Origin of the sequence: Rhodanobacter sp. Root480 (assembly GCF_001426645.1) — a bacterium.
In the GTDB taxonomy this organism is placed as follows: Bacteria; Pseudomonadota; Gammaproteobacteria; order Xanthomonadales; family Rhodanobacteraceae; genus Rhodanobacter; species Rhodanobacter ginsenosidimutans.
The window spans coordinates 70665-92499 of the sequence record NZ_LMEX01000004.1 but is presented as its reverse complement, the minus strand read 5'-3'; the positions used below and the strand labels follow the sequence as shown (position 1 = coordinate 92499).

General features: G+C 65.8%; 23 protein-coding genes. 17 read left to right on the top strand and 6 right to left on the bottom strand.

All coding sequences use genetic code 11. From position 1 onward, the window contains the following. Nucleotides 1-8: 8 nt before the first annotated feature. A complete protein-coding gene (gene asnS / locus ASD22_RS15075) occupies nt 9-1424 on the bottom strand; it encodes an asparagine--tRNA ligase (RefSeq protein WP_056085585.1) in 1416 nt (471 codons plus the stop codon). 145 nt (nt 1425-1569) lie between these two features. On the opposite strand from asnS, the gene ASD22_RS15070 reads away from it, so the two are divergent. The 6 genes from ASD22_RS15070 to radA all read left to right on the top strand — a co-directional run bounded on the left by ASD22_RS15070 (nt 1570) and on the right by radA (nt 6752). Next, nucleotides 1570-1896, top strand: a complete 327-nt coding sequence (locus tag ASD22_RS15070) for an iron-sulfur cluster assembly accessory protein (protein ID WP_056085351.1) — start codon at nt 1570-1572, stop codon at nt 1894-1896. Between the two features lie 188 nt (nt 1897-2084). Next, a complete protein-coding gene (gene rpsF / locus ASD22_RS15065; protein WP_007081974.1) occupies nt 2085-2510 on the top strand; it encodes a 30S ribosomal protein S6 in 426 nt (141 codons plus the stop codon). A gap of 14 nt (nt 2511-2524) precedes the next feature. Next, the gene (rpsR, locus tag ASD22_RS15060) at nt 2525-2755 is read left to right on the top strand and encodes a 30S ribosomal protein S18 (protein WP_007081973.1); all 231 of its coding nucleotides are present in this window, start codon (nt 2525-2527) and stop codon (nt 2753-2755) included. Nucleotides 2756-2909: 154 nt separating this feature from the next. Next, nucleotides 2910-3359: a 50S ribosomal protein L9 gene (rplI, locus tag ASD22_RS15055; RefSeq protein ID WP_056085349.1), complete on the top strand. Its 450-nt coding sequence runs from the start codon at nt 2910-2912 to the stop codon at nt 3357-3359. Nucleotides 3360-3704: 345 nt separating this feature from the next. Next, a complete protein-coding gene (locus ASD22_RS15050; RefSeq protein ID WP_056085348.1) occupies nt 3705-5099 on the top strand; it encodes a replicative DNA helicase in 1395 nt (464 codons plus the stop codon). A gap of 264 nt (nt 5100-5363) precedes the next feature. Then, nucleotides 5364-6752 (top strand): DNA repair protein RadA, encoded by a 1389-nt coding sequence (gene radA, locus ASD22_RS15045; protein WP_056085346.1) that lies wholly within the window; start codon nt 5364-5366, stop codon nt 6750-6752. Between the two features lie 151 nt (nt 6753-6903). On the opposite strand, the gene gdhA is transcribed toward radA, so the two are convergent. From gdhA to ccsA, 3 genes are all read right to left on the bottom strand, one after another. Further along, complete coding sequence (gene gdhA / locus ASD22_RS15040; protein WP_056085343.1) at nt 6904-8256, bottom strand: NADP-specific glutamate dehydrogenase; 1353 nt, start codon at nt 8254-8256, stop codon at nt 6904-6906. A gap of 168 nt (nt 8257-8424) precedes the next feature. Beyond that, nucleotides 8425-9288 (bottom strand): formyltetrahydrofolate deformylase, encoded by an 864-nt coding sequence (gene purU / locus ASD22_RS15035; protein WP_056085341.1) that lies wholly within the window; start codon nt 9286-9288, stop codon nt 8425-8427. Nucleotide 9289: 1 nt separating this feature from the next. Further along, the gene (ccsA, locus tag ASD22_RS15030) at nt 9290-10087 is read right to left on the bottom strand and encodes a cytochrome c biogenesis protein CcsA (protein ID WP_056085338.1); all 798 of its coding nucleotides are present in this window, start codon (nt 10085-10087) and stop codon (nt 9290-9292) included. A gap of 143 nt (nt 10088-10230) precedes the next feature. On the opposite strand from ccsA, the gene ffh reads away from it, so the two are divergent. The 5 genes from ffh (at nt 10231) to rplS (ending at nt 13798) form a co-directional block, all read left to right on the top strand. Continuing rightward, entirely contained in the window at nt 10231-11610 is a 1380-nt protein-coding gene (ffh, locus tag ASD22_RS15025) for a signal recognition particle protein (RefSeq protein WP_056085336.1), read from the top strand. Between the two features lie 126 nt (nt 11611-11736). Further along, nucleotides 11737-11994: a 30S ribosomal protein S16 gene (gene rpsP / locus ASD22_RS15020; RefSeq protein ID WP_007080137.1), complete on the top strand. Its 258-nt coding sequence runs from the start codon at nt 11737-11739 to the stop codon at nt 11992-11994. A 2-nt stretch (nt 11995-11996) separates the two neighbouring features. Then, a complete protein-coding gene (rimM, locus tag ASD22_RS15015; protein WP_056085334.1) occupies nt 11997-12512 on the top strand; it encodes a ribosome maturation factor RimM in 516 nt (171 codons plus the stop codon). 64 nt (nt 12513-12576) lie between these two features. Further along, nucleotides 12577-13353 carry a tRNA (guanosine(37)-N1)-methyltransferase TrmD gene (trmD, locus tag ASD22_RS15010; protein WP_056085332.1) on the top strand — a complete coding sequence of 259 codons (777 nt, stop codon included), beginning with the start codon at nt 12577-12579 and terminating at the stop codon, nt 13351-13353. A 31-nt stretch (nt 13354-13384) separates the two neighbouring features. After that, nucleotides 13385-13798, top strand: coding sequence for a 50S ribosomal protein L19 (rplS, locus tag ASD22_RS15005; protein ID WP_056085330.1), 414 nt, complete (start codon nt 13385-13387; stop codon nt 13796-13798). A 137-nt stretch (nt 13799-13935) separates the two neighbouring features. Here rplS and ASD22_RS15000 read toward each other — a convergent pair whose 3' ends face one another. Next, on the bottom strand, nt 13936-15975 hold the full coding sequence (locus ASD22_RS15000; RefSeq protein WP_056085328.1) for an EAL domain-containing protein: 2040 nt from the start codon (nt 15973-15975) through the stop codon (nt 13936-13938). 118 nt (nt 15976-16093) lie between these two features. After that, nucleotides 16094-17104 (bottom strand): EF-P beta-lysylation protein EpmB, encoded by a 1011-nt coding sequence (epmB, locus tag ASD22_RS14995; protein WP_056085326.1) that lies wholly within the window; start codon nt 17102-17104, stop codon nt 16094-16096. An 88-nt stretch (nt 17105-17192) separates the two neighbouring features. On the opposite strand from epmB, the gene efp reads away from it, so the two are divergent. The 6 genes from efp (at nt 17193) to ASD22_RS14965 (ending at nt 21799) form a co-directional block, all read left to right on the top strand. Next, nucleotides 17193-17771, top strand: a complete 579-nt coding sequence (gene efp, locus ASD22_RS14990; protein WP_056085324.1) for an elongation factor P — start codon at nt 17193-17195, stop codon at nt 17769-17771. 121 nt (nt 17772-17892) lie between these two features. Further along, nucleotides 17893-19224: a TRZ/ATZ family hydrolase gene (locus ASD22_RS14985; RefSeq protein ID WP_056085323.1), complete on the top strand. Its 1332-nt coding sequence runs from the start codon at nt 17893-17895 to the stop codon at nt 19222-19224. A gap of 24 nt (nt 19225-19248) precedes the next feature. Then, nucleotides 19249-19503, top strand: a complete 255-nt coding sequence (locus ASD22_RS14980) for a YciI family protein (protein ID WP_056085321.1) — start codon at nt 19249-19251, stop codon at nt 19501-19503. A gap of 27 nt (nt 19504-19530) precedes the next feature. Beyond that, nucleotides 19531-20271: a bifunctional 2-polyprenyl-6-hydroxyphenol methylase/3-demethylubiquinol 3-O-methyltransferase UbiG gene (gene ubiG / locus ASD22_RS14975; protein ID WP_056085319.1), complete on the top strand. Its 741-nt coding sequence runs from the start codon at nt 19531-19533 to the stop codon at nt 20269-20271. Further along, entirely contained in the window at nt 20268-20948 is a 681-nt protein-coding gene (gene gph, locus ASD22_RS14970; protein ID WP_056085318.1) for a phosphoglycolate phosphatase, read from the top strand. Before ubiG ends, gph begins: the two co-directional genes overlap by 4 nt. Continuing rightward, entirely contained in the window at nt 20945-21799 is an 855-nt protein-coding gene (locus ASD22_RS14965; RefSeq protein ID WP_056085316.1) for a hypothetical protein, read from the top strand. The genes gph and ASD22_RS14965 overlap by 4 nt, the downstream gene beginning before the upstream one ends. The last annotated feature ends 36 nt before the right edge of the window (nt 21800-21835 follow it).

The following is a 21835-nucleotide window of genomic DNA, read 5'->3' as shown; positions in this document are numbered from 1 at the left end:
GTCGTTACTCAGAATTCCGCCAGCCCCGCCGCACGCGGGAAGGGGATGGCATCGCGGATGTTGGCCAGGCCGCACACATACACCAGCAGGCGTTCGAAGCCGAGGCCGAAGCCCGCATGCGGCACGGTGCCGTAGCGGCGCAGGTCGCGGTACCAGCCATACGTGGTGGCATCGAGGTTGAACTTTTGCATGCGGCGGTCGAGGTAATCCAGCCGCTCCTCGCGCTGGGCGCCGCCGATGATCTCGCCGATGCCCGGCGCCAGCACGTCCATCGCCGCCACGGTTTTCTCGTCATCGTTCAAGCGCATGTAGAACGCCTTGATCGCCTCGGGGTAATTCATTACGACCACGGGGCGGCCGATATGTTTCTCGGCCAGGTAGCGCTCGTGCTCGGTCTGCAGGTCCACGCCCCATTCCACCGGGTATTCGAACTTCTGCCCGGATTTCTTCAGGATGGCAATGGCGTCGGTGTAGTCGATGCGCTCGAACGGCTGGGCGATGAATGCCTCGATGCGGCTGATCGCCTCCGGCAACACGCGCTCGGCGAAGAACGCCATGTCGTCGGCGCGCTCGTCCAGCACCGCCTTGAAGATCGCCTTCAGGAAACCCTCGGCGCAATCGGCATCGGCGTTGAGGTCGGCAAAGGCGATTTCCGGCTCCACCATCCAGAACTCGGCCAAGTGGCGCGGGGTGTTGGAGTTTTCGGCGCGGAAGGTGGGGCCGAAGGTGTAGACCTTGCTCATCGCCAGGCAATACGCCTCCACGTTGAGCTGGCCGGACACGGTGAGGAACGCCTCACGGCCGAAGAAATCCTTGCGGAAATCGATCTTGCCGTCCGGCGTGCGCGGCAGATTGGCCAGATCCAGCGTGGACAACCGGAACATGTCGCCGGCGCCTTCCGCATCCGAGGTGGTAATGATCGGCGTATTGATCCAGAAGAAGCCCTGTTCGGTGAGATGGCGGTGGATCGCCGTCATCATCGTGTGGCGCACCCGGGTCACCGCGCCGAACAGGTTGGTGCGCGGACGCAGGTGGGCGACCTCGCGCAGGAACTCCATCGAGTGCTGCTTGGGCTGGATCGGGTAGGTTTCCGGATCGTCGACCAGGCCGGTGACGATCACTTCGCTGGCCTGGATCTCGAACTTCTGCCCCTTGCCCTGCGACGGCACCAGCGTGCCGCTGACGATCACGCCCGCGCCGGCGGTGAGGTGCTTGATCTCGCTGTCGTAGTTGCCCAGCGTGGCCGGCACCACCGCCTGGATCGGGTCGAAGCAGGAGCCGTCGGTGACATTGACGAACGACAGCCCGGCCTTGGAATCGCGTCGCGTACGCACCCAGCCGCGCACGGTGACCGCGCTGCCCGCGTCGATCGCGCCGGACAGCGCCTGTTTCACGCTGCAAATGCTGGGGCTGACTGCGGCCATCGATTGAAACTCCTGGGCGGGCACCGCATCTGGGTGCAAGGGTGGAAAGCGGCGGCGCCGGCCGGCGCGCGCCAAACCACCATGATAATGTAGGCATTGCCCGGGCCGCGAATGTCCGGGCGCCAGTCCGAGGTCTTGTCGCACCATGAGCATCACCATCACCCCCGCCGCCAACGAACGCATGCGCCATTTCCTGGCCAGTACGCCCGCCGCTGCCGGCGTGCGCTTCGGGGTCAAACGCACCGGCTGCTCCGGCTTCGCCTATGTGGTGGACCTGGCCGATACCGTCGGTGACGGCGACCAGAGGGTCGAGGTGGACGGCTTGCCGCTGATCATCAACGACAGCAGCGTGGCGCTGGTCGAGGGCGTGGTGATCGATTTCCAGCGCCAGGGCCTGAACGCCAGCTTCGTGTTCCACAACCCCAACGCCACCGGCGCCTGCGGTTGCGGCGAGAGCTTCACGGTCAGCTGAGCCGGCCGCGGGCGCAGCGCGCGCCTCGTTCCCAACGACTTGCGCTTCAATGACTTGCGGGTTGCCGCTGCGCCGGCTTACAATCCCGCTTCTGTCCGCGCCCTTTCTGGCGGGCAGCACACTTGCCTCACCGCCACGGCGGGAGGCTGCGAGGCCATCCGGCCGCATCCACAAGGAGTCAACCCACAATGACCCTGCGTCATTACGAGATCGTGTTTCTGGTCCACCCTGACCAGAGCGAACAGGTTCCGGCGATGATCGAGCGCTACAAGTCGCTGATCGAAGCGGACGGCGGCAAGATCCATCGTCTCGAGGACTGGGGCCGCCGTCAGCTGGCCTATCCCATCGTGAACCTGGCCAAGGCGCACTACGTGCTGCTCAACATCGAAGTTGGCCAGAACGCGCTGAACGAACTGGAGTCGGGTTTCCGCTTCAACGATGCCGTGCTGCGCCACCTGGTGGTGCGTCGCGACGAAGCCGATACCGAGCCGTCCTTCATCCTGAAGTCGAAGGAAAAGGACGACGCCAAGACCACCCGTCGCCGTGACGACGAGGGTGAGGGCGAAGGCCGCGGCCGTGACCGCGACGACAACCATCGCGACAGCGACGACTGATAGGAACCCAGACCATGTCCAAGTTTTTCCGCCGCCGCAAGTTCTGCCGCTTCACTGCCGAAGACGTGAAGGAGATCGACTACAAGGATCTCAACACCCTGCGTCAGTACGTCACCGAGAACGGCAAGATCGTTCCCAGCCGCATCACCGGCACCAAGGCGCGCTACCAGCGCCAGCTGGCCACCGCGATCAAGCGCGCCCGCTTCCTGTCGCTGCTGCCGTACACCGACAACCACGACGTCTGATGACGTCGGGGGAATAGGGAATCGGGAATAGGGAATCGGTTGCTCCGTAGCGCCGCTTTTCCCATTCCCTATTCTCCATTCCCCATTCCCGAAATTCGGACACCCGTCCTCTGGCTGCGCCGGGCCACACCGGTGCTAACGAACAGGAATTCCCATGGAACTCATTCTTCTGCAGAAAGTCCGCAATCTCGGCAACCTTGGCGACAAGGTCACCGTGAAGCCGGGCTATGGCCGCAACTTCCTCCTGCCGCAGGGCAAGGCCGTACGCGTCAACGCCGCCAACCTGGAAGCGTTCGAGCAGCGTCGTGCCGAGTACGAGGCCAAGGCCAACACCATGTTGAGCGAAGCCGAAGCGCGCAAGGCGAAGCTGGCCGAGGCCTCGGTCACGATCGGCGCCCACGCCAGCGCCGAAGGCAAGCTGTTCGGCTCGGTCGGCCCGCGCGATATCGCCGCGGCGCTGACCGCCGCCGGCAACGACGTCCACAAGGGTGAAGTGATTCTGGGCGAAGGCCCGCTTCGCAACACCGGCGAGTACGACGTGGTGATCAGCCTGCACGCCGACGTGCAGACCACCGTCAAGGTGATTGTCGTCAGCGACAAGTAAGCGTTGTTGCTGTGAAGAAAAACGGGCGCCGCAAGGCGCCTGTTTTTTTTGGGAATGGGGAATAGGGAATCGCAAAGTGCCGCGAAACCCCACCGTTCTCCCTGAGCGTAGCCGCGCAGCGGCGGAGTCGAAGGGTATGCCTCGGCTTTCGCCGCACGCTGCGTTCAACCTGCCCGCGGAAACCGGACCACCATCCTCCCGCTCTTATCCACAACAACCCACAGGTTTTCCACAGAGTTGTTGTCTCGACGGCTGAGACGTCGCCGCGCATGATGGTAGGTATGTCCATCCGCGAGGTGTCGGCGCGTTGCGCACCGGTCGTGGGGTATTTTCCGAGGTAAATCGATGTCCTTCGTTCCCGAGCGCAAATCGCCTTCCACCGCCGTCGAGGCGCTGCGCGTGCCGCCGCATTCCATCGACGCCGAACAGGCGGTGCTGGGCGGGCTGATGCTGGCGCCCGATGCGCTGGATAAGGTGGCCGACCGGCTGGCGGAAATGGATTTCTACCGCAAGGATCATCGCCTGATCTGGCGCGCCATCAACGAATTGGCGAACAAGGGCATGCCCTGCGATGCGGTGACCCTGGGCGACTGGTTCGAGAGCAACGGGCTGGCCGAGATGGTCGGCGGCGCCAGTTACCTGATCGAACTGGCCAACAGCACGCCCAGCGCCGCCAACATCGCTGCCTACGCCGAGATCGTGCGCGAGAAGTCGGTGATGCGGCAGCTGATCGACGCGGGCACCTCGATCACCGAGGACGGCTACCGGCCCGAGGGCAAGAGCGTGCAGGAGGTACTGGAAAGCGCCGAACAGCGCGTGTTCCACATCGCCGAATCCGGTGCGCGCGGCAAGAAGGATTCCGTCTCCATGCGCGAGGCGGTGAAGGACGCCTTCCGCCTGCTCACCGAGCGCTACGAGAACCGCGGCCAGCTGACCGGCATCACCACCGGCTTCACCGATCTGGACAACCTCACGTCGGGCCTGCAGCCCTCGGACCTGATCATCGTGGCCGCGCGCCCGTCGATGGGCAAGACCGCGTTTGCGCTGAACATCGCCGAGACCGCCGCGCTGCGCAGCAAGAAGGCGGTGGTGGTGTTCTCGATGGAAATGTCCGCTTCGCAGCTGGCGTTTCGCCTGATCTCCTCGATCGGCCGCATCCACCAGCAGCACCTGCGCAACGGCGATCTGGAAGAGGAGGACTGGCCGCGGGTTTCCAACGCTATCGCGATCCTGTCCGAGGCGAAGATCTTCATCGACGACACGCCCAGCCTGTCACCGGTGGAGCTGCGTTCGCGCGCGCGCCGCCTGCACCGCGAGCATGGCGGCTTGGGCCTGATCGTGATCGATTACCTGCAGTTGATGCAGGTGCCCGGCAACAAGGAAAACCGCGCCACCGAGATCTCCGAAATCTCGCGCTCGCTGAAGGGTCTGGCCAAGGAGCTGAACGTGCCGGTGATCGCCCTGTCGCAGCTGAACCGCTCGCTGGAGCAGCGCGCCGACAAGCGCCCGATGATGTCCGACCTGCGCGAATCCGGCGCCATCGAGCAGGACGCCGACGTGATCATGTTCATCTACCGCGATGACTACTACAACAAGGAATCGCCAGACAAAGGCATGGCCGAGATCATCATCGGCAAACAACGCAACGGCCCCACCGACACCTGCAAGCTGACCTTCCTGGGTCACTACACGAAGTTCGAAAATTACGCGGCGGATTCGTTCGTGGGGAGTTTTGATTAGGGCCGGGATGGGTGATTCGGGATTCGGGATGACCAGACATTCGTCTGTTGAAAGCCGGGATTCGGGATTCGGAAGGGCTGCTTCGCTCCCTCTTCCCCGGGTGCAGCGCGGGGAGAGGGTTGGGGTGAGGGGGTGCCACACCTTTCGAAGCGCCAGCGCCAACCACGCGCGGCGAAAACCTACAAGCATCCCCGTCATGGTGTCTCGCCGTCTGCGATGACTGCCGTCTAAGCTTCAACGCCTCACTACACCGCTGGATTCCGCATGGCCAAAGCCAAGACCGCCTACGTTTGCACCGATTGCGGTGCCGAGCACAGCAAGTGGCAGGGCCAGTGTGTGGAGTGCGGTGTGTGGAACACGCTCAGTGCGGTGGTGCTGGCGCCCTCATCGCCCGCGGCGGCCGTGTCGGCGGGCGCGCAGCGCTCCAATTACGCCGGTCATGCGGCTGGCTCCGCCAAGATCACACCGCTGACCGAGGTGGCGCTGACCACCGAGGCGCGCACGCTGACGGGCATCGGCGAGCTGGACCGGGTGTTGGGTGGTGGCCTGGTGCAGGGTTCGGTGGTGTTGATCGGCGGCGATCCGGGCATCGGCAAGTCGACCTTGCTGCTGCAGATGCTGGGCACGCTGGGCGCGCACCTGCCCAGCGTGTATGTCACCGGTGAGGAATCGCTGTCACAGGTAGCTTCCCGCGCGCAGCGGCTGGACCTGCCGCTGGCGCCGTTGCAGGCGCTGGCCGAGACCTGCATCGAGCGGATCCTGGAACAGGCGTTGACGACGCGGCCGCGGGTATTGGTGATCGATTCGATCCAGACCATCTGGACCGAGCTGCTGACCGCCGCGCCCGGTTCGGTGTCGCAGGTGCGCGAGTCGGCGGCCAAGCTCACCCGCTTCGCCAAGGAGACCGGCACCAGCGTGTTCCTGGTCGGCCACGTCACCAAGGAGGGCGGTATCGCCGGCCCGCGCGTGCTGGAGCACATGGTCGACGCGGTGCTGTATTTCGAGGGCGAATCGGGTTCGCGCTTCCGCGTGCTGCGTGCGTTCAAGAACCGCTTCGGCGCGGTCAACGAGCTGGGCGTGTTCGCGATGTCGGACAAGGGCCTGCGCGAGGTGCCCAATCCGTCGGCGATCTTCCTCTCATCGCATGCGGGTCCTACCCCGGGCAGCGCAGTGATGGTGACGCGCGAGGGCACCCGGCCGCTGCTGGTGGAAGTGCAGGCGCTGGTCGACCAATCGTCGCTGGGCAATCCGCGCCGCGTCACGCTGGGGCTGGAACAGAACCGGCTGGCGATGCTGCTGGCGGTGCTGCACCGGCACGGGGGCGTGGCCGCCTATGACCAGGACGTGTTCGTCAACGTGGTGGGCGGCATCCGCGTGCAGGAAACCGCGGCCGACCTGCCGGTGCTGTTGGCGGTGCTGTCATCCCTGCGCGACCGGCCGCTGCCGGAGCACATGATCACCTTTGGCGAAGTCGGTTTGTCGGGTGAGATCCGCCCGGTGCCCAATGGCGAGGAGCGCCTGAAGGAAGCGGCGCATCACGGCTTCCGCCAGGCGATCGTGCCCAAGGCCAACGCGCCGAAGAAGGGCAAGGTGGGCGACATGCAGGTGATCGGCGTCGAACGCCTCAGCGAAGCGATCGACGCCTGCCGCTGAAGCTTGTGTAGGAGCGACTTCAGTCGCGATGCTCTCCACCAATCCAGAGCAGAAGCATCGCGGCTGAAGCCGCTCCCACAGACATCGCGCTGGCGCACGATGCTTTGTCGAATCCCTAATCCCTAATCCCTAATCCCTAATCCCGGCTTCTTCAATACACGCCTTGATCGATCATCGCGTCGGCGACCTTGCGGAAGCCGGCGATGTTGGCGCCCAGCACCAGATTGTGCGGCTGGCCGAATTCCTCGGCGGCGGCGGTGCAGCTCTGGTAGATGCCTGACATGATCTCATGCAGCTTGCCGTCGACCCGTTCCATGGTCCATTGCTGCATGCCGCTGTTCTGCGCCATTTCCAGCTGGCTGGTGGCGACACCGCCCGCATTGGCCGCCTTGCCCGGGCCGTAGGCGATCTTGCTTGCCAGCAGCACGTCGATGGCGTCGGCGGTGGAGCCCATGTTGGCGCCTTCGGCGATGCAGGTGACGCCGTTGGCCAGCAGCGCCCTGGCATCGGCGGCGGTGACCTCGTTCTGCGTGGCCGAGGGGAACGCGGCATCCGCCTTGATCCGCCATACGGCATGGCCGTCGTCGGGGTAATCGCCGCGCGGGATATAGGTGGCGTCGGGGTGGTGTGCCGTGTACTCGCTCAACGAGGCGCGCTTGACCTCCTTCAGCAGCTTCAGCGTTTCCAGGTTGATGCCGGCCGGGTGGTGGATCGTGCCCAGCGAATCGGAGCAGGTGATCGGCCGCGCACCCAACTGGTACAGCTTCTCGATGGTGTAGATCGCCACGTTGCCGGCGCCGGACACCAGGCACACCTTGCCCTCGAAATCCTCACCGCGCGCCTGCAGCATGTGCTGCGCGAAATAGACCGTGCCGTAGCCGGTGGCTTCCTTGCGCCCCAGCGAGCCGCCCCAGTTCAGTCCCTTGCCGGTCAGCACGCCCTCGTAGTGGCCGGTGAGGCGCTTGTACTGGCCATAGAGATAGCCGATTTCGCGCGTGCCCACGCCGATGTCGCCGGCGGGTACGTCGGTGGTCGGGCCGATGTGGCGGTACAGCTCGTTCATGAAGGACTGGCAGAAGCGCATCACCTCGGCGTCGGATTTGCCCTTGGGGTCGAAATCCGAACCGCCCTTGGCGCCGCCGATGGACAAGCCGGTAAGGGCGTTCTTGAAGATCTGCTCGAAGCCCAGGAACTTGATGATGCTGGCGTTGACCGACGGGTGGAAACGCAGGCCGCCCTTGTACGGGCCCAGTGCCGAGCTGAATTGCACGCGATAGCCCTTGTTGACCTGCACCTTGCCGGCGTCGTCGGTCCAGCAAACCCGGAAGAAGATCTGCCGCTCCGGCTCCACGATGCGCTCGATGATGTTGTGCTGGCGGTAGCGCGGCTCGGCGTCCAGCAGCGGCTGCAGACATTCCAGAATTTCGCCGGCAGCCTGGTAAAACTCGGTTTGCGCCGGACTGCTCTTGCGCAGGCGCGTCAGCGTCTCATGGATGAAGGACATCAAGGATTCCCCGGGAAGAAGTGTCGGAAGGCAGGCATCGCCGAGCCGCAATGTATTAATGCGTTAGTGCGATAGCCTGCAATATAGTGCGATGCACAAACCGCGCGCAACCGGTGCGTGCAGCGGGATGACCGACCGGGCCGCGTCCGCGCCGCGCCCGGCAGGCTCCTAAGAGGTGAACACCACCGTCTTGCTGCCGTTGAGCAGGATGCGGTCGTCGAGGTAGTGACGCAGGGTGCGCGCCAGCACGCGGCGCTCGATATCGCGGCCGATGCGGATCATGTCCTCGGCGGTATCGCGATGGGTGACGCGCTCGATGTCCTGCTCGATGATCGGGCCTTCGTCCAGCTCGGCGGTGACGAAATGCGTGGTGGCGCCGATCAACTTGACCCCGCGCCGGTGCGCCTGGTGGTACGGCCGGGCGCCCTTGAAACCGGGCAGGAAGGAGTGGTGGATATTGATGCAGCGGCCGGCCAGCTTCGTGGTCAGCTCATCCGACAGCACCTGCATGTAGCGGGCAAGCACCACCAGATCGCACTGGCTCTGCTCGATCACCTGCCACAGCAACGCCTCCTGCGCGGCCTTGTGGTTGCGGTCGGCGGGCAGGTAGTGGAACGGGATGGCGTCGAGGTCGAGGTGGCGATACGTCTCGCGCGGATGGTTGGCGACGATGCCGGCGATATCCATCGACAGCTCGCCGGTGCGCCAGCGGTACAACACGTCGGCCAGGCAGTGGTCGAACTTCGACACCAGCAACAGCACGCGTCGCCGTTCGCTGCGGTCGCGCAGCTGCCACTGCATGTCGAAGCGCTCGGCGATCGGGGTGAAGGCGGCCTGCAGCCCGGCCAGCGTGGCATCGGCGGCCAGCGCCTCGAACACGATGCGCATGAAAAAGCGACCCGTGTCGGTGTCGTCGAATTGCTGCGCTTCCAGGATGTTGTTGCCCTGCGCCGCGAGATGGCCGGATACCGCCGCCACGATGCCCGGGCGATCCGGGCACGACAACGTCACCACGAATTGCGCTGCCGCCATGTCAGATATTCCGGTGCAGGACCAGCTCCAGCACCGCCTTGCTGCCGAAGAACGCCAGCGCCAGCACGGTCATGCCGATCAGGGTGAGATTGACCGCGCGGGTACCGCGCCAGCCCTGGCGCCAGCGGCCCAGCAGCAGGGTGCCGAACACCAGCCAGGCGAACACCGACAGCACTGTCGTATGGACGAGATGCTGGGCGCGGATGTTTTCGATGAACAGCGCGCCGCTGAGCAGGGCCACGGTCAACAGCGCGAAACCGCCGGCGATCAAGCGGAACATCAAGGCCTCGGTTTGCGTCAACGGCGGCAGTGCACGCAGCCAGTTGCCGAAATGCCGGGCGCGCAGCGCGCGTTCCTGCACCGCCAGCAGGATCGCCAGCACGGCCGCGATCGACAACACGCTGAAGGCCAGCAAGGCCAGCGTCACATGCAGCTTGATCGGCCAGTCCATCTGCAGCGGCGCCGTGGGCGCCGCCACGAAACCATCCAGGAACAGGAACGACGCCGCCAGCGGAAACACCACCACGCCCAGCGCCGCCACCGGGCGAGACAGGTTCACCAGCAGCGTCAGCGCGGCCACGACACAGGCCACCAGCGAGAGCGATGCGAAAAAATGCAGGTCCAGCGCGCCGCGGTGTATGCCCAGCAAGATGCCTGCGTGCAGCAGCACGGCCGCCCCCGCCAGGCACAAGGCAAGCCGGTTGAGTGGCTGTCCGCCGCTCAGCAACGGGCGCGCCAACCCGCCCGCTGCAGCGAGGTAGAGCACGACAGCAAGCAGCGCGAGCATATGGACGGACATAGCCGTGAAGTGTCGCACACGGCATGGGCGAGTGCAGCAGGGGCTCCGCGCATGCTTCCGGGCATGCGCATCGACAAGGTCGGGCCGGGAGCGGCGGACGTGTCTGGTATATTTGCGGGCTAGCCCCAGCTCGTGCCCTCATCATGTTCGAATCGCTCAGCCAACGCCTTTCCACCACCGTCAACCGTCTGCGCGGCCGTGGCCGGCTGACCGAGGAAAACATCCGCGAATCGCTGCGCGAGGTACGCATCGCCCTGCTGGAAGCAGATGTGGCGTTGCCCGTGGTGCAGGCCCTGATCCAGCGGATCAAGGTGCGCGCGGTGGGCCAGGACGTGATGAAGAGCCTGTCGCCCGGCCAGGCGCTGATCAAGGTGGTCAGCGACGAGCTGACCACGGTGATGGGCAGCGCCAACACGGAGCTGAACCTTGCCCAGCAGCCACCCGCCGTGGTGTTGCTGGCCGGCCTGCAGGGCGCGGGCAAGACCACCACGGTGGCCAAGCTGGCGCGGCTGCTGACCGAGCGCAAGAAGAAAAAGGTGATGGTGGTCAGCTGCGACGTCTACCGTCCCGCCGCCATCGAGCAGTTGCGCACCCTGGCCGGTCAGGTCGGGGTGAGCTTCTTCCCCTCCGACGCAGGCCAGGACCCGGTCGCCATCGCCAAGGCGGCGGTCGCTGCGGCTCGGCGCGAGGTGGTGGACGTGCTGATCGTCGACACCGCCGGCCGCCTGCACGTGGACGAGGCGATGATGGCCGAGATCAAGGCGCTGCACGCCGCGATCACCCCGGTCGAAACCCTGTTCGTGGTCGATTCCATGACCGGCCAGGACGCGGCCAACACCGCCAAGGCGTTCAGCGATGCCTTGCCGCTGACCGGCGTGATCCTCACCAAGACCGACGGCGATGCCCGCGGCGGTGCGGCTTTGTCGGTGCGTTATGTCACCGGCCGGCCGATCAAGTTCCTTGGCGCGGGCGAGAAGACCGACGCGCTGGAACCGTTCCACCCCGACCGCCTGGCCCAGCGCATCCTGGGCATGGGCGATGTGTTGTCGCTGGTGGAGGAGGTCGAGCGCAAGGTCGATCAGGACAAGGCGCAGAAGCTGGCCCAGAAGGTGATGAAGGGCAAGCGCTTCGACCTCAACGACATGAAGGATCAGCTGGAGCAGATGGGCAACATGGGCGGCCTGGCCGGCCTGATGGACAAGCTGCCGGGCATGGGCAACCTGCCGGACAGCGTGAAATCCAAGGTCAACGACGGCGAGATGAACCGCATGATCGCCATCATCTGCTCGATGACCAAGAAGGAGCGTCGCCATCCCGATCTGCTGAATGGCTCGCGCCGCGCCCGTGTGGCGCGCGGCTCCGGCACCCAGCCGGCTGACGTCAACCGCCTGCTGAAGCAGTACATGCAGATGGAAAAGATGATGTCCAAGCTGTCCAAGGGCGGCAGCAAGGGCCTGATGCGGCAGATGCGCGGCGCGATGAAGGGCATGGGCGGGATGGGCGGTTTGCCGCCGATGCGCTGATGACGCAGGGAAGGGGCTTTTCCCGTTCCCTATTCCCTTTTCCCCATTCCCCCTCTAAAATGCCCCGTTTACCGCGCACGGTTCCCGTGCCGCTGCCGCATGGTGCGGCAACTCTGGAGTTTTACTATGGTCAAGATTCGTCTTTCGCGCGGTGGCGCCAAGGGCCGTCCGTTCTACCACGTTGTGGTGACCGATCAGCGCAACAAGCGCGACGGTCGCAACATCGAGAGCGTGGGTTTCTACAACCCGGTTGCGTCGGGCAAGGACAAGCGCCTTGAGCTGAACGTCGATCGCGTCAACGAATGGGTGGGCAAGGGCGCCCAGCTGTCCGACAAGGTCGCCGCGCTGGTCAAGGAAGCGGGCAAGCTGCAGCAGGCTGCCTGAGCGTGACGGCAGCCGGTCGGCGCGTCCTGATCGGGCGCATCGTCGGGCTGTATGGCGTGCAGGGCTGGCTCAAGATCGAATCCTGGGCTGAGCCGCGCATGCGGATCTTCGATTACCAGCCGTGGCTGCTCAGTGCAGCGCCCGGCGTGGAAACGCAGGTCAGCGGTGTCAAGGGTCGCGAACAAGGCAAGGGCATGGTGGCCCAACTGCCGGGTGTCGATGACCGTGAGCAGGCAGCGGCGTTGATCGGCAGCGACATCTACGTCAGCCGCGATCAGTTGCCGCCGCCAGCCGAAGGTGAGTATTACTGGGTCGACCTCGAAGGACTCGAGGTGGTCACCATGGAAGATGTGTCGCTGGGGCGGGTCAGTCACCTGTTCGCCACCGGCGCCAACGACGTGGTGGTGGTGAGGGACGGCACGCGCGAGCGGCTGATTCCCTTCGTCCAGGGCTCGTATGTGCGATCGGTGGACTTGTCCGCAGGGCGCATGGTGGTGGACTGGGATCCCGAGTTCTGACATCGCCGGATCGAAAGGTCGCCGGATTGAAAGCCGGGGACCAGGCGGCAGAGGGCAAGGATTCATGCGTATCGATGTCGTCAGCCTGTTTCCCGACTTCGTGCGCCAGTGTGCCGCGGTCGGTGTGGTGGGACGCGCGCAGCAGCGGCAGTTGCTGCAGGTGGAAGCCTGGAACCCGCGCGACTACACCAGCGACCGCCACCGTACCGTGGACGCCAGCTCGTACGGCGGCGGCCCCGGCATGGTGATGATGATCGAGCCGTTGCGCGCCACCCTGGCGGCTGTGCGCGGCGCGGCGCCGGAACCGGCGCATGTGATTTACCTCAGCCCGCAGGGACCGCGGCTGACGCAGGGCAGGGTGGAGGCGCTGGCGAAAATGCCGCGAATCGCCCTGCTTTGTGGACGTTATGAAGGTGTGGACGAGCGGTTGCTGGCGCACGAGGTCGACGAAGAGCTTTCCATCGGCGACTATGTACTGTCCGGCGGCGAGCTGGCGGCGGCGGTCATCATCGACGCGGTGGGTCGCTTGCAGGAAGGCGCATTGAACGACGCGCTGTCAGCCGAGCAGGATTCATTCGCCAATGGCCTGCTCGACTGCCCGCACTATGCAAAACCGGTGCAGGACGCACTGGGTACCGTACCGGAGGTGCTGCTTTCCGGTGACCATGCGGCAATTGCCCGCTGGCGCCTGAAGCAGTCGCTGGGACGAACCTGGTTGCGCCGCCCCGACTTGTTGTCACGCTGCGTACTGGACAAGACCTCCCGTGCGTTGCTGGATGAATTCCGCCGCGAACACGCCAGCCAGGCGCTGTCGCGACAAAACGAAGCGGTCGATGATTGACCGCAGTTATTGAAAATACACAGGTGTTGCCATGAACAAGATCATTGAACAGTTCGAAGCCGAGCAGATTACCCGTCCCTTGCCGGAATTCGGCGCTGGCGACACCGTGGTGGTCAACGTCAAGGTGAAGGAAGGCAACCGCGAGCGCGTCCAGGCGTTCGAGGGCATCGTCATCGCCAAGCGCAGCCGCGGCCTGCATTCGGCCTTCACCGTGCGCAAGATCTCGCACGGCACCGGCGTGGAGCGCGTGTTCCAGGCGCACAGCCCGTCGATCGAGTCGGTCACGGTGAAGCGCAAGGGCAAGGTCCGCGGCGCCAAGCTGTATTACCTGCGTGGTCTGGAAGGCAAGGCCGCCCGCATCAAGGAAGACGTGGCCGCCGCCGCCGCGATCAAGGCCGCCCACAAGGCTGCCGTTGCCGCCGCTGCTGCTGCTGCCGCCGAGTAATCGGCACGCACAGCTTCGGCTGGCGATAAAAAAACCCGCGCTCATGCGCGGGTTTTTTGTGCGCGGAAGAATGTCCTCCGCCATTCGCTCCCCGTTTGGATATCCGTTCCAGCGGATGCCGCGTGGGCGATTCTGCCTTACAGCCGCTGCGGCGGCTGCAGGAAGTTGCCCTGCACGAAGTCCACGCCGCAGGCGAACAGCAGCGAGGTGCTGGTGGCGTCCTCGACCCATTCGGCAATCGTCTGGCGGTTCAGCTCGCGTGCCTGCTGGCAGATCTCGGTGACCTTCTTCTGGTTTTCCGGGTGCCGTGGCAGTTCCGCCATGTAGCTGCGGTCGATCTTCACGTAGTCGGCGTCGACGTGGTTCAGCAGCTGGAACGAGTTCAGGCCCGAGCCGAACTGCTCCAGCGCGAACTTGCCGCCCAGCTTCTTCCAGCCGTTGACGAATTCCTGGGTGGGCCGCAGCAAAGTCATGACCTTGCTCTCGGTCATTTCCAGCACGATGCGACCGTGCTTCAGGTTGGCGGCGGCCAGTTGTTCGCCCAGCCACGGGAGCAGGTGCTCATCCTGCAGCGAGGCGGCAGTGAGCTTGACGAAGAACGTGGTCGGCTGGCCGTGTTTGTCGCGCTCGCGCAGGGTCTTGATCGTCTGTTTCAGCACCCAGCGGTCGATGTCGCCGTTCAAGCCATGTTTTTCGGCGATCGGCATGAAGAATCCGGGCAGCACCTCGCCCTGCGGACCGTTCATGCGCAGCAGGATTTCCGAGAAGTCGCCCTCGGCGTCCTGCAGGCTGATCGCCTGCTGGTGATAGAGCATCAGGCCATCGTTGGCCAGCGCATCCTTCAACAGCCCCAGCCAGTACTGCTCGCGCTCCTCGTCGGCCTTCTCGCGGGCGGCCGGGTCATGCAGCTCCACCTTGCCGCCGCCCTGGCTCTGCGCGTTGCGCAATGCCTGGCTGGCCTGGTTGAGCAGCAGGTCGGTGTTGGCGTTTTTCTCGCCCAGCAGGCTGCCGCCGATGCTGGTGTTGACGGTGATGGAGCGGCTGCCGGCGTCGAAGATTTCATTGCTGACGCTGTGCTGCAGCTTGCTGATCCACTCGCGGATGGCCTCGTCCTGGCGCGAATCGAGCACCACGCCGAACGTGTGCTCGGCCAGCATGCCGGCCACGTCGGTGGAGCCGAGCAGGATGCGGATGCGGTCGGCAAAGCCGGCAATCAGCTCGTCCGCCTTGCCCAGGCCGATGCTGGCCACGATCGACGACCAATTGTCCGGTTCGATCAGCAGCAATGCCTGGCCCTTCTTGCCATTGGCGGCGGCGGCGACGGCGGTGTCGATCCGCTCCAGCGTGTGGGCCCGGTTGAACAGGCCGGTGACTGGGTCCCGCTGCAGTTGCGCCAGCGTTGCCGGGTCGACCAGCTGGCGCCGGAACACGATCTGCAGGCAGGGCTCGCCCTCGAACGTGGCGGGGGCGAATTCCACCGTGGCATCGAAGTGGCTGGCGTCGGCGCGGCGTGCGCGCAGGGACAACTGGTTGGGCAGTTTCTCCTGCCCTTGCGGCCCGCGCAGGATCGCCTTGAACTCGTCGGCGTGGGTCGAGTCGATCATGTCCAGCACGGGCATGCCGAGCAGGTCGTCGAACTCGTCGTAGCCGAAGGTCTCCAGGTAGGCGCGGTTGGCGCGTACGTGCATGCCCTCGTGCACGTAGGCGATGGCGTCGGTGGAGGAGTCGAGCAGTGCGTCGCAGCGGCGTTCGGATTCGCGCAGCGAGGCTTCCAGCCGGCGCAGTTGCCGGCGCGCCTGCAGCGAATCGAACTCGCGCTGCAGCACCGCGGTGAGCTGCTTCGGATGGGTACGCGAGGCCACGCCGCGGGCGCCTCCCACAAACAGGTCCGCCACCAGCTGGTTGTCCATCGAGTTGACCAGGCCCAGCAGCGCGTAGTCGCGGCCGTAGGCGTCCATCAGTTTCACTACCTCGCGCAGCGACAGCGTGGTGATGGCCGGGTCGAACATCACGATATCGGGCCCCAGTTCATCCAGTGCGGCCTGCAACTGTTCGGCATTGGTGGCGCGGGCGGGGCGTACGGCGATACCCGAATTGCGCAGCAGGCTGATGATCTGCTCTGCCTCCTCCAGCGAGTTTTCGATGAAGAGGATCTTGATGACGAGGTCTTTTTTCATGGATGGCCGGGAAGAAGGTGGTCGTCACGAATCGTGTTGCAGGCATCAGGAATGCCCCGTGGCCCTATGTTTGTAACGGATAAAGCCCGCGGCTGCCAGAAAAAAACGCAGCCGGCGCTCAGAGCGGGCGCTTGGACGTATCGCCGCCTATTTCGCGCACCAGTCGCGGCACCAGGTAGCCCGGCAATCGCGCCCGCAACGCTTCCAGCAGTGCTATCGCCTCGACGTCGCCGACCTCGAAATGCGCGGTGCCGTGTACCCGATCGAGCTGATGCAGGTAGTACGGCAGCACCCCGGCGGCAAGCATCCGCTCGGACAGGTCGGCCAGCGTATCGGCGTGATCGTTGATCCCTCGCAGCAGTACCGATTGATTGAGCAAGGTGGCGCCGGCGTCGCGCAGCCGCGCGCAGGCCGCGTCGACACCCGGGTCGAATTCATTGGCGTGGTTGGCGTGCAACACCACCACCTTCTGCAACGGCAGCGAAGCCAGCCACTTGAGGAAGGCGTCGTCGATCCGCTCCGGCAGCACCACCGGCAGGCGCGTGTGGATGCGCAGCCGCTTCACGTGCGGGATATCGGCCAGGCCGTGGGTCAGGTCCTCCAGCTTGCTGGTGGCCAGCGACAGCGGATCGCCGCCGGAGAGGATCAGTTCGCTGATCGACGGGTCGGCCTTCAGTTGCGCCAGCGCATCGCGCCATTGCGAGGCGGCGGCAATCTCCTCGCCATAGGGGAAGTGGCGGCGGAAGCAGTAGCGGCAGTTCACCGCGCAACTGCCACTGGCGATCAGCAGGGCCCGGCCCTGGTACTTGTGCAGGAAACCCTGGCCGCTGCGCGACGCCATGTCGCCCACCGCATCCATCGTGAAGCCGGCCACCCGATCGTGTTCGGCGCGTTGCGGCAGCACCTGCAGCAGCAGCGGGTCGGCGGGATCGCCGTGGCGCATTCGCGCCACGAAACCACGCGGCACGCGCAGGGCGAAGCCGGCGTCGTCGGGTGGGATCAGGTCGGTACGATCGCCCAGGCCCACCGCCTGCAACAGCTCCAGCGGGTCGGTGATCGCGTCCCGCCACAGCGCGCGCCAGTCGGGCGCAGCGGACGATAGGCGGGAATGGGGGCTTGCGGTTATCATATCGGGCCTTGAATCGGGCGGTGACGCCCGTGACATCCATCCATTTTAGCCGCCCCTCGGGCGAAAACGACTCCGGAGCAGACAGCGCATGGCGACCCTTGGCCTCAACGACGTCAAAACGGGCAAGAAGATCCTTCACAACGGTGATCCCTGGATCATCACCGAAGCGGACTTCGTCAAACCCGGCAAGGGGCAGGCGTTCACCCGCATCCGCATCCGCAACCTGAAGGATGGCCGCACCACCGAGCAGACGTTGAAATCCAGCGATTCGTTCGAGGAAGCCGACGTCACCGATACCGACATGCAGTTGTCCTTCATCGACGGCATTGGCAAGGACCGCGTGTGGAACTTCATGAACATGGAGACCTTCGAGATGGTCCCCGCCTCGCTGGCCGCGATGGGTGATACCTGGAAGTGGCTGAAGGGCGAGGAGGAGTGCGTGGTCACCCTGTTCAACGGCAACATCGTGGCCGTGCAGGCGCCGAAGTTCGTCGAACTGAAGATCGTGGAAACCGACCCGGGCGTGCGCGGCGACACCTCGGGCGGCGGCGGCAAGCCGGCCACGCTGGAGACCGGCGCCGTGGTGCGCGTGCCGCTGTTCGTCAACCAGGACGAAGTGATCAAGGTCGATACCCGCACCGGCGAGTACGACAGCCGCGTGAAGTGACGCGTGGGCCCGCGCCTGCACACGGCGCGGCCAGCACGTCGTCGCGGGAATGACGATCCAGAGGGGGCGGCGGCCGCAAGGCTCCGCCCTTTATCGTATTTACAAGCAAGGTGAGTGAGCGATGAGCCAGATACCCCCGCAACCCGTCGACCTGATGATCGAGGCGCGCTGGGTGGTGCCGGTGGAGCCGCACGCGGTGGTGCTGGAGGACCACGCCGTGGTGGCCGATGGCGGCCAGATCGTCGCCGTGTTGCCCATTGCCGATGCCCGCGCCGCGTATGCACCGCGCGAGCGGGTCGAGCTGGGCGAGCACGCGCTGATCCCCGGCCTGGTCAACAGCCACACACACAACCCGATGACTTTGCTGCGCGGGTTGGCCGACGACCTGCCGCTGATGGTGTGGCTGCAGCAGCACATCTGGCCAGCCGAGGCGAAAGTGATCGGGCCGGAGTTCGTGCGCGACGGGGTGGAGCTGGCGGTGGCCGAGATGCTGCGCGGCGGCACCACCTGCGCCAGCGAGAACTACTTCTTTCCCGACGTGATCGGTGCCACCTACCGGCGCATGGGTTTCCGCGCCGTTGTCGGCCTGCCGGTGATCGAATTCCCCACCGCCTGGGCCACCACCCAGGACGACTATTTCGCCCGCGCCGTCGCGGTGCACGACAGCTTCCTCAGCGACAACCTGATCAGCACCGCGTTCGCGCCGCACGCGCCGTATACGGTGTCGGACGAAAGCTTCGAACGCATCCGCGTGCTGTCCGACCAGCTCGATATTCCGGTCCATCTGCACCTGCACGAAACCGCGCACGAGGTGGACGAGGCGAAGGCCAAGAGTGGCCTGCGTCCGTTCCAGCGGCTGCAGAAGCTGGGGCTCGTCAACGACCGCCTGATCGCCGTGCACATGACCCAGGTGACCGAGGGCGAGATCGCCGCCTGTGCCGCCGCCGGCGTGTCGGTGGTGCATTGCCCGGAATCCAACCTGAAGCTGGCGTCGGGCTTCTGCCCTGCGGAAAAACTGCGCCAGGCCGGCGTCAACGTGGCGCTGGGCACGGACGGCTGCGCCTCCAACAACGACCTGGACATGTTCGGCGAAATGCGTACCGCGGCCCTGCTGGCCAAGGCCGTGGCCGGCGACGCGGCGGCATTCGATGCGGCCTATGCATTGCGGGCCGCCACGTTGCATGGTGCGCGGGCGATCGGACTGGGGGCGTGCATCGGTTCGATCGAGGTGGGCAAGCAGGCCGATCTCGCCGCCGTGCGGCTCAGCGATCTGGAGACCCAGCCGCTGTTCAACGTCGTCTCGCAACTGGTTTACGCCACCGGCCGCCACCAGGTCACCGACGTGTGGATCGCCGGCCAGCGAAAACTGGCCGCGCGCGAGCTGCCCGACATCGACACCGCCGCCATCCTGGCCAAGACCCGCGCCTGGCGCGAACGCATCGCCGCCGCCTGATCACCGCATCCCACGGAGCCTTCCATGAACCGTTACCTGGTCTATCTGCTGCGCCGACCCGACGTCGATCCGGCGGTGGTGCCTTTGCACATCGCTTTCCTCGACGACTTGCGTACGCAGGGCAGGATCGAACTTTCCGGTGGCTTCAGCGACAAGTCCGGCGGCGCTTATCTGCTGCGCGCGGATGACCTTGCCGAGGCCCAGGCCATCGTGCAGCGCGACCCCGCGCACACCAGTGGCGGCTGGATCATCACCGTGCACGAATGGCAGGCGCGGTAAACTGCGCTTTCCCCGAGAGGTTTTGTGATGTCGACCGCATCCCCCGAACGCGCCGCCGATAGCCGTCACGACGGCAATGTCAGCGCCGCCGAAATCGCCCGTTTCGATACCCTGGCCGCGCGCTGGTGGGATCCCGATGGCGAGTCCCGCCCGCTGCACGATCTCAACCCGGTGCGCTTCGCCTATATCGCCGAACGCGTCGAGCTGGCGCAGGCGAAGGCGGCCGACGTGGGCTGCGGCGGCGGCCTGCTGAGCGAGGCACTGGCCCGCGCCGGCGCCCGCGTCACCGGCATCGACCTGGGCGAGAAGGTAGTCGAGATCGCGCAATTGCATCTGCACGAATCGGCGTTGTCGGTGGATTACCGCGTGCAGTCGTCCGCCGAGCTGGCCGCGGCCGAGCCGGCCTCGTTCGACGCCGTGTGCTGCATGGAACTGATCGAGCACGTACCCGATCCGGCCGCGCTGGTGACCGATCTTGCCGCGATGCTGAAACCCGGCGGCCAGTTGTTCATGTCCACCCTCAACCGCACGCCGGCCGCGTTCGGCGCCGCCATCGTGGGCGCCGAATACGTGATGCGCATGCTGCCGCGTGGCACCCATCACTACGCGCAATTCCTGAAACCGTCCGAGCTGGGGCGATTGCTGCGGCACGCCGGCCTGGAGCTGGAGGACGTCAGCGGCCTGGGCTACAACCCGCTGGCGCGCAAGGCCTGGATCAGCCGCTTCACCGCGATCAACTACGTGCTCAGCGCACGCAAGCCGCTATGACGCCGTTGCCGGAAAACATCCAGGGCGTGCTCTTCGACCTGGACGGCACCTTGCTTGACAGCGCGGCCGACCTGTACGGCGCGCTGGTCGAACAGTGCGCCGAGGAGGGCGAGGCCGCGCCCGCTTACGATGCCGTGCGCCAGGTGGTATCACGCGGTTCGACCGCGATCCTGCAGCAGGGTTTTCCGCGGCGCGACGACGCCGAACGCAAGGCGCTGCTGCCCCGCTACCTGGCGCTCTACCAGCGCATGCTGGCGCAGCAGACGCGGGCGTTCGACGGCGTGGATGCGTTGCTGCAACAACTTGAACAAGAAGGCTTGCGCTGGGGCATCGTCACCAACAAGCCGGGCTTTCTTACCGACGAGCTGGTGCAGCGGATCGGCTGGACGTCGCGCGCCGCCGCAGTGGTTTCCGGCGACACCCTGCCGGTGAAAAAGCCCGACCCCGCACCCGTGCTGCTGGCCTGCGAGCGGGCAGGGCTGCAACCGGAGCGCTGCGTCTTCGTGGGCGATGATCGTCGCGACGTGCTGGCCGGCGAGGCGGCGGGGCTGTACACGGTGGCGGTGAGCTGGGGCTATCTCGACGGCGGCGATCCGCACAGCTGGGGCGCCGACGCGGTGGTGGACCAACCCGCGCAACTGGCCGCGTTGCTGATGCCGTCATCGGTCGCCGCATGAGCGACGGAGACACAAGCAACGCAGCGTGGCAGGGCTTCATCGACAAGTGGCTGGCGGCGCAACCCCAGCAGCGTGTGGCGCTGGTGTTCGTCGATGGCCATCGCCATCCCGGCCATATCGCGCTGGCCGCGCTGGAGCAGGAACTGCTTGATGCCGCCTACGGCATCCGCGAGCCGCAGGTGGCCGCTGCCAAACTGGGTTGGTGGGCGGAAGAGTTGTCCGGCGCGGCCAGCAGTGGCGGCCGTCATCCGCTGACCCAGGTGCTGTTCGATGACGAGCGCGCGCACGCGATTGCGGCCGAACAGTGGGTGGCGCCGGTGCTGGCGGCGATGGCCCAGCTCGAACAGGGCACCGCCGCGGATTTCGCCGCCCAGCTGGACGCGGCCATGCCGCTGCATGGCGCGCTGGCGGCGCTGGAAACCGCGTGGTGGTATGGCGCGGCGGCTCCGAGTGATCGCGCTGCAAAGCTGGCCACGCTCGACCACTTGCTGGATGCGCTGCTGCGCACCGAGGTCGACGCCGGTCGCGACCGCCTGCCGCTGTCGATGGCCAACCTGGCCCGCCACGGCTTGAGCCGGGCGCAGCTGGGTCAGGCCAGCGCGGCGCGGCAACAGGCGATCCAGGATCAACTGCGCGAGCTGCTGCAGAGCTGGCGCGAAGCGGCCCGCCTGCCCGGACCGCTCAGCGTGTTTCGTGCGCTGGCCTCCAGCCACGGCATGCGGATGGCGCAACGCGCGGCGCGCGCGCCCGATGCGCTGGCCAGCCTCGGTGCGGAGCGTCCGCGCATCCGGCCGGTGACTACATGGCGCGCATGGCAGGCCGCGCGCGCGTGGCGCCGCAACGCGTCGTGAGCCGTGGCGAAAACGCAGCGTTTCCGCCGCGGCTAT

Excerpts from the sequence above, each read along its gene's own strand:
- asnS (WP_056085585.1), bottom strand. The coding sequence starts at position 1,424 with ATGGCCGCAGTCAGCCCCAGCATTTGCAGCGTGAAACAGGCGCTGTCC.
- ASD22_RS15070 (WP_056085351.1), top strand. The coding sequence starts at position 1,570 with ATGAGCATCACCATCACCCCCGCCGCCAACGAACGCATGCGCCATTTC.
- rpsF (WP_007081974.1), top strand. The coding sequence starts at position 2,085 with ATGACCCTGCGTCATTACGAGATCGTGTTTCTGGTCCACCCTGACCAG.
- rpsR (WP_007081973.1), top strand. The coding sequence starts at position 2,525 with ATGTCCAAGTTTTTCCGCCGCCGCAAGTTCTGCCGCTTCACTGCCGAA.
- rplI (WP_056085349.1), top strand. The coding sequence starts at position 2,910 with ATGGAACTCATTCTTCTGCAGAAAGTCCGCAATCTCGGCAACCTTGGC.
- ASD22_RS15050 (WP_056085348.1), top strand. The coding sequence starts at position 3,705 with ATGTCCTTCGTTCCCGAGCGCAAATCGCCTTCCACCGCCGTCGAGGCG.
- radA (WP_056085346.1), top strand. The coding sequence starts at position 5,364 with ATGGCCAAAGCCAAGACCGCCTACGTTTGCACCGATTGCGGTGCCGAG.
- gdhA (WP_056085343.1), bottom strand. The coding sequence starts at position 8,256 with ATGTCCTTCATCCATGAGACGCTGACGCGCCTGCGCAAGAGCAGTCCG.
- purU (WP_056085341.1), bottom strand. The coding sequence starts at position 9,288 with ATGGCGGCAGCGCAATTCGTGGTGACGTTGTCGTGCCCGGATCGCCCG.
- ccsA (WP_056085338.1), bottom strand. The coding sequence starts at position 10,087 with ATGTCCGTCCATATGCTCGCGCTGCTTGCTGTCGTGCTCTACCTCGCT.
- ffh (WP_056085336.1), top strand. The coding sequence starts at position 10,231 with ATGTTCGAATCGCTCAGCCAACGCCTTTCCACCACCGTCAACCGTCTG.
- rpsP (WP_007080137.1), top strand. The coding sequence starts at position 11,737 with ATGGTCAAGATTCGTCTTTCGCGCGGTGGCGCCAAGGGCCGTCCGTTC.
- trmD (WP_056085332.1), top strand. The coding sequence starts at position 12,577 with ATGCGTATCGATGTCGTCAGCCTGTTTCCCGACTTCGTGCGCCAGTGT.
- rplS (WP_056085330.1), top strand. The coding sequence starts at position 13,385 with ATGAACAAGATCATTGAACAGTTCGAAGCCGAGCAGATTACCCGTCCC.
- ASD22_RS15000 (WP_056085328.1), bottom strand. The coding sequence starts at position 15,975 with ATGAAAAAAGACCTCGTCATCAAGATCCTCTTCATCGAAAACTCGCTG.
- epmB (WP_056085326.1), bottom strand. The coding sequence starts at position 17,104 with ATGATAACCGCAAGCCCCCATTCCCGCCTATCGTCCGCTGCGCCCGAC.
- efp (WP_056085324.1), top strand. The coding sequence starts at position 17,193 with ATGGCGACCCTTGGCCTCAACGACGTCAAAACGGGCAAGAAGATCCTT.
- ASD22_RS14985 (WP_056085323.1), top strand. The coding sequence starts at position 17,893 with ATGAGCCAGATACCCCCGCAACCCGTCGACCTGATGATCGAGGCGCGC.
- ASD22_RS14980 (WP_056085321.1), top strand. The coding sequence starts at position 19,249 with ATGAACCGTTACCTGGTCTATCTGCTGCGCCGACCCGACGTCGATCCG.
- ubiG (WP_056085319.1), top strand. The coding sequence starts at position 19,531 with ATGTCGACCGCATCCCCCGAACGCGCCGCCGATAGCCGTCACGACGGC.
- gph (WP_056085318.1), top strand. The coding sequence starts at position 20,268 with ATGACGCCGTTGCCGGAAAACATCCAGGGCGTGCTCTTCGACCTGGAC.
- ASD22_RS14965 (WP_056085316.1), top strand. The coding sequence starts at position 20,945 with ATGAGCGACGGAGACACAAGCAACGCAGCGTGGCAGGGCTTCATCGAC.